Source organism: Capnocytophaga sp. oral taxon 902 (genome assembly GCF_013394735.1).
Classification (GTDB): Bacteria; Bacteroidota; Bacteroidia; order Flavobacteriales; family Flavobacteriaceae; genus Capnocytophaga; species Capnocytophaga ochracea.
In genome coordinates this window covers 887,501-900,440 of record NZ_CP058261.1, presented here as the reverse complement: position 1 = coordinate 900,440, position 12,940 = coordinate 887,501, and the positions used below count along the sequence as shown (strand labels likewise).

Annotated in this window: 14 protein-coding genes, 1 rRNA gene and 1 pseudogene (1 of these 16 only partly in view); 12 read left to right on the top strand and 4 right to left on the bottom strand. The window is 41.3% G+C overall.

What is annotated here, in order from left to right; genetic code table 11:
• The first annotated feature begins 94 nt into the window (after nt 1-94).
• From HW278_RS03755 to HW278_RS03720, 8 genes and pseudogenes are all read left to right on the top strand, one after another.
• Nucleotides 95-699, top strand: a pseudogene (locus tag HW278_RS03755) (nitroreductase family protein).
• 115 nt (nt 700-814) lie between these two features.
• Nucleotides 815-1,870 (top strand): 23S rRNA (adenine(2503)-C(2))-methyltransferase RlmN, encoded by a 1,056-nt coding sequence (gene rlmN, locus HW278_RS03750; RefSeq protein ID WP_178976974.1) that lies wholly within the window; start codon nt 815-817, stop codon nt 1,868-1,870.
• A gap of 54 nt (nt 1,871-1,924) precedes the next feature.
• Complete coding sequence (locus HW278_RS03745; RefSeq protein ID WP_009410551.1) at nt 1,925-2,299, top strand: four helix bundle protein; 375 nt, start codon at nt 1,925-1,927, stop codon at nt 2,297-2,299.
• A gap of 56 nt (nt 2,300-2,355) precedes the next feature.
• On the top strand, nt 2,356-3,687 hold the full coding sequence (gene rseP, locus HW278_RS03740; RefSeq protein WP_178976973.1) for an RIP metalloprotease RseP: 1,332 nt from the start codon (nt 2,356-2,358) through the stop codon (nt 3,685-3,687).
• A 57-nt stretch (nt 3,688-3,744) separates the two neighbouring features.
• Nucleotides 3,745-4,230, top strand: a complete 486-nt coding sequence (locus tag HW278_RS03735; RefSeq protein WP_178976972.1) for a hypothetical protein — start codon at nt 3,745-3,747, stop codon at nt 4,228-4,230.
• A gap of 10 nt (nt 4,231-4,240) precedes the next feature.
• The gene (locus HW278_RS03730) at nt 4,241-4,474 is read left to right on the top strand and encodes a hypothetical protein (RefSeq protein ID WP_106096389.1); all 234 of its coding nucleotides are present in this window, start codon (nt 4,241-4,243) and stop codon (nt 4,472-4,474) included.
• The gene (locus HW278_RS03725) at nt 4,464-4,817 is read left to right on the top strand and encodes a toxin (protein WP_106096390.1); all 354 of its coding nucleotides are present in this window, start codon (nt 4,464-4,466) and stop codon (nt 4,815-4,817) included. Before HW278_RS03730 ends, HW278_RS03725 begins: the two co-directional genes overlap by 11 nt.
• A complete protein-coding gene (locus HW278_RS03720; RefSeq protein WP_178976971.1) occupies nt 4,804-5,946 on the top strand; it encodes a DUF2062 domain-containing protein in 1,143 nt (380 codons plus the stop codon). The genes HW278_RS03725 and HW278_RS03720 overlap by 14 nt, the downstream gene beginning before the upstream one ends.
• A 4-nt stretch (nt 5,947-5,950) precedes the next feature.
• Here the strand turns inward: HW278_RS03720 and dusB are convergent, their stop codons facing one another.
• From dusB to HW278_RS03700, 4 genes are all read right to left on the bottom strand, one after another.
• Entirely contained in the window at nt 5,951-6,934 is a 984-nt protein-coding gene (gene dusB, locus HW278_RS03715; protein ID WP_178976970.1) for a tRNA dihydrouridine synthase DusB, read from the bottom strand.
• A gap of 127 nt (nt 6,935-7,061) precedes the next feature.
• Nucleotides 7,062-7,757 carry a transporter gene (locus HW278_RS03710; RefSeq protein ID WP_009410546.1) on the bottom strand — a complete coding sequence of 232 codons (696 nt, stop codon included), beginning with the start codon at nt 7,755-7,757 and terminating at the stop codon, nt 7,062-7,064.
• Nucleotides 7,750-8,955, bottom strand: a complete 1,206-nt coding sequence (hflX, locus tag HW278_RS03705) for a GTPase HflX (protein ID WP_002673774.1) — start codon at nt 8,953-8,955, stop codon at nt 7,750-7,752. Before hflX ends, HW278_RS03710 begins: the two co-directional genes overlap by 8 nt.
• 3 nt (nt 8,956-8,958) lie before the next feature.
• Nucleotides 8,959-9,363, bottom strand: a complete 405-nt coding sequence (locus HW278_RS03700; protein ID WP_009410544.1) for a DoxX family protein — start codon at nt 9,361-9,363, stop codon at nt 8,959-8,961.
• 800 nt (nt 9,364-10,163) lie between these two features.
• Between HW278_RS03700 and HW278_RS03695 the strand changes: the two genes are divergently transcribed.
• The 4 genes from HW278_RS03695 to HW278_RS03685 all read left to right on the top strand — a co-directional run.
• On the top strand, nt 10,164-10,886 hold the full coding sequence (locus HW278_RS03695) for a metallophosphoesterase (RefSeq protein WP_178976969.1): 723 nt from the start codon (nt 10,164-10,166) through the stop codon (nt 10,884-10,886).
• Nucleotides 10,887-10,897: 11 nt separating this feature from the next.
• Nucleotides 10,898-11,461, top strand: a complete 564-nt coding sequence (locus HW278_RS03690; RefSeq protein WP_255493752.1) for a hypothetical protein — start codon at nt 10,898-10,900, stop codon at nt 11,459-11,461.
• Complete coding sequence (locus tag HW278_RS12425) at nt 11,458-11,643, top strand: hypothetical protein (RefSeq protein ID WP_255493751.1); 186 nt, start codon at nt 11,458-11,460, stop codon at nt 11,641-11,643. The genes HW278_RS03690 and HW278_RS12425 overlap by 4 nt, the downstream gene beginning before the upstream one ends.
• Before the next feature lie 311 nt (nt 11,644-11,954).
• A 16S ribosomal RNA gene (locus tag HW278_RS03685) occupies nt 11,955-12,940 on the top strand (it continues 532 nt past the right edge of the window).

The following is a 12,940-nucleotide window of genomic DNA, read 5'->3' as shown; positions in this document are numbered from 1 at the left end:
CATACCTTTTACCTTTTTCCTTATTTGTTAAATTGCTAATTACGCCGTACCTTTGCACCTTGAAATTAAAAGTTAAACTTAAAAACAAAACACTATGGATTTTTTAAAATTAGCACAAACCCGCTATACTACTAAACATTACAGCTCTAAACGTGTGAGCGATGAAGATATCGCTAAGCTCAAAGAGATATTACGCCTCGCTCCTTCGTCTATCAATTCACAGCCTTGGCAATTTGTTTTCATAAGTGATGAAGCTACTAAAGAGGCTTTCGCCAAAGTATCGCTTACCAACGAAGAACGCGTTAGAAAAGCAAGTCATTTAGTGGTATTTATGGCGAATAGCGCTTTGCCATCATTTGAAGAAAAGCTCGTTAAAGCAGCTACTGAAATGGGACTTAACTTCTCTATCATAAAGTACAAAAACCCAAAGGTGATGTAGGACTCTATGCGTGGATAAACAACCAAGTGTACATCGCATTAGGATTTTTTCTCAGTGCTTGTGCTTCTATGGGCATCGATAGTACTCCTATGGAAGGTATTGTCAATACTGAGTACGACAAGCTTCTGAATGAACCTCAATACACTACGCTCTTCGCGGTGGCAATAGGCTACCGCGACCCTGAGGACAGCAATCAGTTGCACTTGCGCCCAAAATCGCGCTTGCCGTTAGAAGAGGTAGTAAAGGATTTTAAATTATAATTAGGGTCGTAAACTTTGTCAAAGTTGAAGCTAACGCCTTTATTCATACTTCTTTGTTTGATTTGAATTGATTTGTAAGATTTCTGAGGCAAAGCCTCATCTCTAACACAAATATATGCAACAAAAACGCGACATACGCGCTCTTACTAAGGAGGAACTTCGCGCTTTCTTCGAGAGTAATGGCGATAAACCTTTCCGTGGCAACCAAGTATATGAATGGTTGTGGCAGAAAGGCGTGCATACTTTCGAGGAGATGACCTCACTGCCCAAAGCTACTCGCGAGATGCTCAGCGAACATTTTAGCATCAACCATATCAAAGTAGATGTGATGCAGCGCAGTAACGATGGTACGATTAAAAACGCAGTGCGTTTGCACGACGGGTTATTAGTAGAGTCGGTGCTAATTCCTACCGATACTCGCACCACCGCTTGCGTATCCAGTCAGGTGGGGTGTAGTCTCAACTGTTCGTTTTGTGCCACAGCTCGCTTAAAACGTATGCGCAATCTCCTCCCCGATGAGATATTCGACCAAGTAAAGGTAATCGATGAGCAGAGTCGCGCTTTCTTTGGTCGTCCGCTCTCTAACATAGTATTTATGGGAATGGGCGAACCGCTGATGAACTATAATAATGTATTGAAGGCAATCGACAAGATTACTTCGCCTGAGGGCTTAGGAATGTCGCCTAAACGCATTACGCTATCCACTTCGGGTATCCCCAAATTGATAAAAAAAATGGCTGATGATGAGGTAAAATTCAAATTAGCTGTATCTTTGCACTCGGCTATTGGCAGTGTGCGCACGGGCATTATGCCTTTCAATGAGCAATTTCCACTGGAAGAACTACGAGAAGCCTTAGCGTATTGGTATCAAAAAACCAAAAACCGTATTACTTATGAGTACGTAGTGTGGAAGGGTATCAACGACCAGAAGAAGGACGTAGAAGCACTGATAAAGTTTTGTAAGTTTGCCCCTTCTAAGGTAAACCTCATTGAGTACAACCCTATTGACGATGGAGCATTTCAACAAGCCGACCCTAAAGCGCTTGAACTTTACCAAACAATGCTTGAAGAGGCAGGTATCACCGTTACCGTTCGTCACTCACGTGGTAAAGACATCGATGCCGCCTGCGGACAATTAGCAAATAAAAAGGCCTTAGGCAATAGGCCTTAGGAACATTATCTTAAAACCTGTGGACTGAGGACTAATGCCTATGGTCTGAAACTTATGAATGATATTAAAGACTTTAAAGATTTAATTGTTTGGCAAAAAGCAATGGATCTTGTAGTTGAAGTTTATAACTTAGTTAAGAAACTACCTAAAGAAGAACAATTTGCTTTAAGTGACCAAATGAGACGTGCTGTTATCTCTATTCCAAGTAATATTGCTGAAGGAAGAGGGAGATATTCAATTAAAGAATATACTCATTTTTTATCTGTCGCCAAAGGTTCAAATGCTGAATTGGAAACACAATTATTGCTTTGTGTAAAAATTAATTATCTAAACAATTCAGATATTGAAAGAGCTTTTGGTTTAATAAAAGAAGTAGGAAAAATGCTTACTTCTTTACAAAAAAGTTTGACAATAAGTAATACGCAATAGTTATATTATCCTACCCCCCTGTGGCCTAAGGCCTAATGCCTAAGGCCTAAAAAAGAATGGAAGTATTTTTAATAAAAGCGGCTCAGCTGATTCTGAGTCTTTCAATTTTAGTAGTCCTACACGAATTAGGACATTTTATACCTGCTAAACTCTTCAAAACAAGAGTAGAAAAGTTTTTTCTTTTCTTCGATGTGAAGTTTGCCCTTTTTAAGAAGAAGATAGGCGAAACAGTATACGGCATTGGGTGGCTACCGTTGGGTGGCTACGTGAAGATTGCCGGTATGATTGATGAGAGTATGGACAAGGAGCAAATGGCGCAGCCTCCACAGCCGTGGGAGTTCCGTTCTAAACCTGCGTGGCAACGCCTTATCATTATGGTAGGTGGTGTAACGGTAAACCTGCTCTTAGGCTTCATTATCTACGCGATGATACTCTTCACTTGGGGGCAAGACCAGCTCAAACCCGAAGGTATTAAGGAAGGTTTTGCAGTAACCCGCACAATGCGCGCTTATGGGTTCCAAAACGGCGATATTGTAACCGCTATCAATGGTAAACCCTTAGAAAGCGTAGCCGATGTAAGTAAATATATCTTGTTGCGCAATACCAGTGAGCTTACCGTAAAAGGACAAGACGGAACTGTGCGTACTCTATCTCTCCCCGATTCTATTGGGAAGATGCTCTATTTACGAGGAGAAACGACTCCTTTTAGTGTAAAAGTAAAACCCATTATCGATACAGTAATAGTGGGAATGCCTGCTCAGAAAGCAGGTTTACAAAAGGGCGATAAGCTGTTAAGCATCAATGGAGAACCTATTTACTATTTCTCCGATGTAACTCCTGCCCTTGCAATGGCTCCTGAGAACACTCCTCTCACTTTTGCTATTGAGCGCAACGGAAAGCCAATGACCCTCAGCGTCCTCCCCGACAGTAATAAAAAAATAGGTATCAGCGGTATGCAAACCGAAGGGGAGGTACAATTTACCCATAAGACTTACAGTTTAGGAGAAGCCCTCAGTCACGGAATTGCATATGGTTACAATGTGCTACACGACTATGTAGCTCAGTTTAAATTTATCTTTACCAAGAAGGGAGCGAGTGAAGTAGGAGGCTTTGGTTCTATAGGAAAGCTCTTCCCATCGTCTTGGAATTGGCTCGCTTTTTGGCATATTACTGCCTTCCTATCTATTGCCTTAGCCTTTATGAATATTTTGCCTATCCCAGCCTTAGACGGCGGACACGTGGTATTCCTCCTATACGAAATGGTAACGGGTAGAAAACCGAGTGAAAAAGTATTAGAACACGCCCAAATGGTAGGGTTTGCTATTTTAATAGCCCTTTTGCTATATGCTAATGGTAGCGACTTGTATAGAGCGATATTTAACAAGTAATAGTTAAGACTTTGCCAAAGTTTGAACTTTGGCAAAGTTGAAGAACTTATAGACTAAATGAAACACATTTACTTCGTCATATTATTCTTGAGTTTTGGAGCACTGCAAGCGCAGAGCCTTGAAAAAGTACGCGCTGCCTATACTACGGCTTCCGATAGCAAAGAGAACGCTGTAGCTTTTGTAGAGTTAATGGCTGATGCTCCTACTACCGATGTGGTGCTAAGTGCTTATAAAGGCGCGAGTAAGATGATATTAGCAAAATTTGGAGGTAACCGTATTACTCTGCTCAAAGAGGGTAAACCACTGTTAGAAAACGCCCTCAAACAGCAACCTCAAAACGCTGAACTTCACCTGATACGCCTCAGTGTGCAAGAACACTTGCCCAAAGTAGTACCCTATCGCAACGACATCACTGCCGATAAGGATTTTATACTCGCACACTACGCTCAGCAAACCCGTGAACTACAAAAGTATATAGCGGGGTTTGTAAAGAAGTCGAAAGTGTTTAACGATGGAGAGAAAAAGAAGTTAAATTTACAATAAACTCATAAATATGGAACTTACTATAAATATCAATGCACAACCATCTAAAGTAGATGCTTTTCTAAATTTTATAAAATCTCTTGATTTTATAGAAGTTACTGATATTAAAGGGAGTGAAGAAACTTTAAATCCTCAACAGAAAAAGTTTAAGAAAAAACTCTTTAATGCTTTGAATGAGCTAAAAGAAGCAAGAGAAGGCAAAGTAAAATTAGGTAATTTAGACGATTTACTCAATGAAATATAAATTTGGATATATACCTTCTTTTGCAAAGGAATTAAAGACTTTATGTAAAAAATACAAAAGTTTAAAAAAGGATTTTGAGGCATTAAAAGAAGAAATTGAAACAAATCCTAATATAGGAGTATCATTAGGAGAAGGATTGAGAAAAATACGACTAAACATAAGCAGTAAAAACAAAGGGAAAAGTGGTGGAGCAAGAGTAATTACTCACGAAATATTAGTAGAAATAGACCATCAAGAAACTATGTCGGTGGCATTCATTTCTATTTACGACAAATCAGAATATGATACGGTTGATTTGGATATTGTTAAAAAATTAGTTGAAGAATATCGTGGAGAAGAATAAAATTTGCGTTTTAATTCCTACTTATAACAATGCTAAAACCCTCGCTCGTGTGATTGATGGGGTGTTGCGCTATATCTCTCACATTATCATAGTGAATGATGGTGCAACTGATGCTACTCCCGATATACTCGCTCGTTACCCCCAGCTCACTATTATTCATCTTCCTAAGAACAAAGGTAAAGGCAATGCCCTACGTATAGGGTTTGACAAAGCTCGCAATTTAGGTTACGACTACGCCCTTACCATCGACTCCGACGGACAACATTACCCCGAAGATATACCTGTATTTATAGCTACTATCGAAGCTGAAAGCGAACCTACTCTATTGGTAGGTAGTAGGAATATGACCCAAGACGGGGTGCCTAAGAAAAGTAGCTTCGGACATAAATTTTCTAACTTCTGGTTTCACCTCGAAACGGGCGTCAATCTCCCTGATACGCAATCAGGATATAGGTTATATCCTTTGCAGTACATTCCTAAGAAATATTACACCGAAAAGTTTGAGTTTGAGATAGAGATATTAGTGCGCAGTAGTTGGAATGGGGTACAACTGAAGAATGTACCTATACAAGTGTTGTACGACCCCGAAGAACGAGTTTCGCATTTTCGTCCGTTTAGGGATTTTATGCGTATCAGTGTGCTGAACAGTGTGTTGGTGCTTATTGCGCTCTTCTATATCAAACCGCGTAATTTTTTTAGAGATGCTAAGAAGAAGAGTCTCAAACGTTTTATTAAAGAAGATATATTAGAGAGCGACAGTAGCGATAGTGTGAAGGCAAGTTCGGTAGCATTAGGTGTATTCTTTGGCATTGCGCCTTTTTGGGGATTTCAAACCATACTTACTATTACTTTGGCGGTATTCTTCAATTTGAACAAAACTTTGGCTTTTATTTGCTCGAATGTGAGTATTCCCCCAATGATACCGGTGCTTATTTTCACTTCTCTTAAAATAGGTACTTTTTTTGTGGGGGGAACGATTCTTCCGCAAGGAGACCTCACCGCAATGGAATACATCAAAAACAATTTGTTGCAATACTTAGTAGGGAGTTTTACTTTGGCAATTACTGCTTCATTTGTTTTAGGAATGCTCACCTATGGTTTACTAAAAATAAAAAGTAAAAAAGCTTAGATTATTAGACTTCCCTTTTTAATTCTCTCACTACTTCGAGTTCTCTTATTATTTCTTCTGAGGAATCTAACGTTACTAATCGCTGGCGATGTTCTTTAAAATTAGGAATCCCCTTGAAATAATTAGCATAATGCCTGCGCATTTCCAACACTCCTTGTCGTTCACCTTTCCATTCTACCGACCATAATAGATGGTTTTTAGCAGCTTCTACACGATCGGATATAGTAGGGGAGGGGAGAAGCTCTCCCGTTGCAAAATAATGCTTTATTTCATTAAATATCCACGGATAACCAATGGCTGCACGACCTATCATTATACCGTCAACACCGTAAGTATTGCGGTATTCTAAGGCTTTTTTAGGACTATCGATATCGCCGTTACCGAAAATAGGAATATGGATACGAGGATTGTTCTTCACTTTGGCAATGTAGCTCCAATCGGAGTGACCTTTGTACATCTGGCTACGGGTACGGGCGTGAATGGTAAGCGCGCTGATACCTACATCTTGCAGACGTTCAGCTACTTCTTCTATATTGATACTTTGTTCGTCCCAGCCTAAACGCGTTTTTACGGTTACAGGTAAATGGGTACTGTTTACGACTGCTTTGGTAAGGCGCACCATCAAATCGATATCTTTCAATACCCCCGCTCCTGCACCTTTGCTTACAACCTTCTTTACAGGACAACCAAAGTTGATATCTACTAAATCGGGGTTTACAGTGGCAACGATTTTAGCTGAGAGCGCCATTGCTTCTTCATCACCTCCAAAAATTTGTATGCCTACGGGACGTTCGTAATCGAAAATATCTAACTTTTGACGGCTTTTAATGGCGTCGCGTATGAGTCCTTCGGAGGAGATAAACTCACTGTAAAGCATATCAGCTCCGTGCATTTTACAGAGGCGACGAAAGGGAGGATCGCTTACATCTTCCATAGGTGCAAGCAATAAAGGGAAATCTCCTAAATCTATGTTTCCTATTTTAGGCAATTTTTTTAATGATTAATTGTTAATGATTAATGGTTAGTGATTAATAATGAAGAAACCTCTTCTTGCCCTCTCTGCAGGGGAAATTAGAGATGCAAAAGCGATACTTCGGGCGAAATCTTACATATTGTTAAATGAATAAATATCCTATTCCCACCCCTACAAAATATTGAGGTTCCGGTTGCCAAAGGGTACGCCCTCCGCTGAGGTCTATTTGAAAATTAGGTTTTAGGAGGTAGGCAAATCCTGCATTGATATTGTGCTCAGGAGCACGCATTCCATTATAGGAAGCGTAATACTCAACAAAGCTCCATAGCTTGTTGTTGGGAGCATAATTGACCTGAGCAGTAACATCTAAATTCTTAAATTGTTCAGAGCTACGAGCACTATAAGCCAATGAAAGCTGGTCGGTAAGAGAGCTTTCGAAAGCTAAACAAGCGTCGAAAGTATAAGTCTTAGCGTCTGTTTTGCTGTATTGCCCATAACCGATGAGTCCCACTGAGGGGATATAACGCTGTTCCGATTCGTATAAACGCTGTTTTATGCTGAAAGTAGTACTACTAAAATCGGGGGTACGAAGGTCGAAATCGGCTTCTAAGCGGAGTTCGGTGTTTGTGATGAGTCCGTAGCGTAACATTAGGTTGTCACTGCTTTCTTCTTTGCTGAAAACTAAACCATTTTCTATTTGAAACTGACCTTTGGGCAGGGTGTATACCCCTTCACTTTGGTCGGGGCGATCGGTGTTGAGGTTTCCATCGTTTTGAGCAACTGCTAATGAGGTGCAACATAAGGCTATTGTAGCCAATAGTAAATTGAGTTTATTCATCTATCTTTTCGTATAAAAAGTTATTAAAAGGAAAGCGAGTGATGTGTATCTCCTTTACCTTTTCGTACACCACCTCACGGAATTCTTCGAGATTGTTTTTATTGAGTGCCGAAATGAAGAGTACATCGCGCCCCATTCGTTGCATCCAAGTTTGTTTCCATTCCTCAAGAGTGAAGTGTTTTTTAGTGCGCTCGGTAGCCAAATCGTCTTCGGCTATTTCTTCATTGGTATACGCATCAATCTTGTTGAATACCATAATGGTGGGCTTATCGGCGCTGTGAATTTCGGCTAATATTTGGTTTACTGATTGGATATGCTCCTCGAAGTTAGGGTGTGAAATATCGACTACGTGCAAGAGCAAATCGGCTTCACGTACCTCGTCGAGGGTACTTTTAAACGACTCGATGAGCTGGGTAGGCAGTTTGCGAATGAACCCTACGGTATCGCTGAGCAAGAACGGTAGGTTCTCAATCACAACCTTGCGCACGGTGGTATCGAGGGTGGCAAATAGCTTGTTTTCGGCAAAGACTTCGCTTTTGCTAATCACATTCATTAGAGTTGATTTGCCTACATTGGTATAGCCGATGAGTGCCACCCGCACTAATGCTCCGCGATTACTGCGTTGAGTAGCCATTTGCTTATCGATAGCGGTGAGTTTCTTTTTGAGCAGGGCAATACGGTCGCGCACGATACGGCGGTCGGTTTCGATTTCGGTTTCACCAGGACCACGCATACCGATACCGCCTCGCTGACGTTCGAGGTGCGTCCATAATCCCGTAAGGCGCGGTAAGAGGTATTCGTATTGTGCCAATTCGACTTGTGTGCGCGAATAGCTGGTTTGTGCACGCTGAGCAAAGATATCGAGAATAAGCCCTGTGCGGTCTAATATCTTTGCTTTGAGAATACGCTCGATATTCTTCTGTTGAGCAGGAGTGAGTTCATCGTCGAAGATGACAGTACCTACCTCATTTTCTTCAACAAATTGCTGTACTTCCTCCATCTTACCGGTGCCGATGAAGGTCTTAGGGTTAGGCACATCAAGCTTTTGGGTGAAGCGTTTGAGCACTTCACCCCCAGCTGTGTAAGTAAGAAATTCGAGTTCGTCTAAATATTCCTTAGATTTTTCTTCGGTTTGTGTTTGATTGATAATCCCTACAAGTACTACTTTCTCGTAGGTAAGATTGACTTGTTCTAACATTCGTTAATCCCATTTGTGGCGAGAGGAAATGGCGTGTTTGCCACTTCCGGTAAAGAACAAAGCTAAAGCACCGAAAAGGAATAGCCCAGGGAGTTCAGGAGCCCAACCACCGTGAGCCGTAACTGCGGTAATTTGACCTCCATACGCCAAAAAGAGCGTGCTAATTCCGCCGAGTACCATTATAAGAGCAGCTAAACGGGTTCGGAAGCCTAATACAATCATTATAGGAGCGATGATTTCGCTAAGATATACCCCATAGGCAATGAAGGTGGGAAGACCTTTGGCTACTAAGGTACTTTGAACATATCCAAAGGCATCGGCGTGTAATAATTTGTTGATGCCGTGAGGGAGCATAAGCAAGCCTATGGTGAGGCGGAGGACGAGGAGTCCAAAATCTTTGTTTTTCATTTTATAAAAGGGTTTTTTAAGTTTACGGGTGCAAAGATAGAGAATAATTAGCAAATTATCAAATTAGCAGATTAGAGAATGAGATAAATGCCAATAATGCCAGTAATCAACTTTGCCAAAGTTTCAAACTTTGCCAAAGTTTGAGATGAAAAAGCGATGTGTTGGAGACTGTTAGGAGGATTCGGAAGGAAACGGAAGATTTCAGAAGATAGTTGAGAGGAATTTTGGTGAGAAAAGGCTGTAAGGAGGGTGGTGGTAGCTTATAGAGAGCTTATAGGAAGCTTATACGAATCTTGGACGATTGGTATAGGAAAGGTATATAAGTGGTTGACTCATAGTATAATACAGCGACATAAAAAGTGGTAAAAATGGGGTTTCGAGGCGAAAGAAAGAGGAAGAGGTGATAGGTCTTAGGCCATAGGCACTAGGGGATAACCTCCCCCTTTACACATACTCCGCTCTCGCGGTGCACATACCCAGCTGTCGCTGGCTACCTCAATGAGGGGGAATATGGCGAGTCGTTTATTTGGTAAGCCCCCGAACCCCCGAAGGGGGACAAGCTGGAAAAGGTGACAAACCTCTCTCCTTACACATACTCCGCTCTCGCAGACTTCCGTTCAAAGAGGGAATGTGGTAACGGAAAAGGGAAGAAATGACGAGTGACGAATGATGAATGACGGAGGTAATGTGAGGATATAGCGCGACGGGCAGGTGGAAAATTAGAGATTTTCTGATAATTGAAAAAAAATTACTACTTTTGCCGAACTTTTCACAGACGAATAATAGCAAAATTAAACACTATGCGAACTCTTGTTATAGGCGATATACACGGTGCTTTACGCGCTTTGGTGCAGGTGCTTGAAAGAGCTGATATACAAGCTGATGACTACCTTATTTTTCTTGGTGATTACGCTGATGGTTGGAGTGAGACTCCCGAGGTGATGGATTTTCTCATCGGATACCAAAAGAAACAGCGTTGTTTGTTCCTCAGAGGGAATCACGATGTGCTTTGCCGTGAGTTTCTTTTAGGGAAAGAGATGGATACTCTTTGGCGTTTGCACGGAGGAAAAGCTACTGAAAAGGCTTATCGGAATGTTTCGGCAGAGCGCAAAAAGGCTCATATTGATTTTATAAACTCGCTTGAAAATTACTACTTGGATAGCAAAAATAGGCTTTTTCTTCACGCGGGATTTACTAATTTGCGGGGGATTGCTCACGAGCATTTCGAACAGATGTACTATTGGGATAGAACGCTTTGGGAACTTGCTTGTAGCGTTAGTCTTCCTAAAACGGATAAGTACTATCCTAACCGTTTGAAACTCTATAATGAAATTTATATAGGACATACACCTACCACGCGCTTGGGTACTGATAAACCTCTTATTTTCAACGGGGTAGCAAATGTAGATACAGGAGCGGGCTTCAAAGGACGTCTTACAGTTATGGATATTGAGACGAAGGAATATTGGCAGAGTGAGCCTGTTTATAAACTGTATCCAGAAGAACAAGGACGCAATCAATAAAATATTAAAAAATGAAGAAGTTTATATACCTACTGTTGTTACTGCCGATGTTTGGTGTAGCACAAGAACAATTGCAAAATGAAAGTGCTATTTTTAAAGCTATTGAGGCGAAATTTAAGCTCGACAGACGTCAGGTGTATTGGGCACTTTATACTGAGCGAGGGCTAAAAGAAGATACGATACATAAGCTCGTGGTTTTTCCTTTAAAGAAAAGAAGTAAGGACAAGATGCTTTATGATGCTTATGTTGTTTTGTACAATCTTCAGAAACAGATGATAGATAACTACTACATAGGTGAAGGTGAATGGGAAGACAGTGATAGAGGGCGCTTACAGGGTTTGGAAGTGGCTTCTCAGACGCCACTGTTGGGTAAGAAAGCGATTGCTTATCAGGTGAGGGTGTTTTTCTCGAATGCCGATAAAAATAAGCCTATGGGCTCGGAGGTGCTCACCTATTTCATTACTAAAGGGAAGAAGTTGCAAAAAGTGTTAAACACTCATATATTTTCTTATACGGCTGATATTTCGGGGGAGGAACTGCAAAAACTCCTTGTGAGGGAGAAAAAAAAGAGATGAGTAGCAAATTGCATATTTCAGAGCATAAGGTGCGAGGTTTCTATACCATAGAGGAGACACGTGTTACTAAGCATATAAAAATAGAGCGTGATGCGGAAGGATTTTGCACTGAAAGGATGGTTGATAGTAAAGAAGATGTGATACAGATGCAATACAAAAAAGGGAAATATCAACCACAATAATTGCTATAACGATGAAAAAAACGGTGAGTTTTATAGGGCAAATAAAGAAATATTGAAAATTTATAAATTTAGTAATCAATCACTTATCAAGTAATTAAAAATTTTCTTCGAAAAAAAGTGTATAAAAATTTTGGAGGTAAGGAAAAAGGTTATACCTTTGCACCCGCAAAAGAGGAGAGTAGTGCCTCTGGAGCGGGAATAAACAACACGTACCTTGACATAATGTTGTACAGCACAAAGAAGATTTAAAGGATTGAGTGAAACCTGAAGTCAATAACTTGAAGATCGGTTAGAAGATATAAAAGAATTTAACGATGAAGAGTTTGATCCTGGCTCAGGATGAACGCTAGCGGCAGGCCTAACACATGCAAGTCGAGGGGGAAGTTACTTTCGGGTAACTGAGACCGGCGTACGGGTGCGTAACGCGTATACAATCTGCCTTTCACTGGGGGATAGCCCGAAGAAATTTGGATTAATACCCCATAGTATAGTAATACGGCATCGTGATACTATTAAAGCTACGGTGGTGAAAGATGAGTATGCGTTCTATTAGCTAGTTGGAGAGGTAACGGCTCCCCAAGGCGATGATAGATAGGGGTTCTGAGAGGGATGTCCCCCACACTGGTACTGAGATACGGACCAGACTCCTACGGGAGGCAGCAGTGAGGAATATTGGACAATGGTCGGAAGACTGATCCAGCCATGCCGCGTGCAGGATGACGGTCTTATGGATTGTAAACTGCTTTTGTAAGGGAAGAATAAGGGCTACGCGTAGTTTGATGACGGTACCTTACGAATAAGCATCGGCTAACTCCGTGCCAGCAGCCGCGGTAATACGGAGGATGCGAGCGTTATCCGGAATCATTGGGTTTAAAGGGTCTGTAGGCGGGCTTGTAAGTCAGAGGTGAAAGCGCTCAGCTCAACTGAGCAACTGCCTTTGAAACTGTTGGTCTTGAATGGTTGTGAAGTAGTTGGAATGTGTAGTGTAGCGGTGAAATGCTTAGATATTACACAGAACACCGATAGCGAAGGCATATTACTAACAATTAATTGACGCTGATGGACGAAAGCGTGGGGAGCGAACAGGATTAGATACCCTGGTAGTCCACGCTGTAAACGATGGATACTAGCTGTTTGGTTTAAGGATTGAGTGGCTAAGCGAAAGTGATAAGTATCCCACCTGGGGAGTACGTTCGCAAGAATGAAACTCAAAGGAATTGACGGGGGCCCGCACAAGCGGTGGAGCATGTGGTTTAATTCGATGATACGCGAGGAACCTTACCAAGGTTTAAATGGG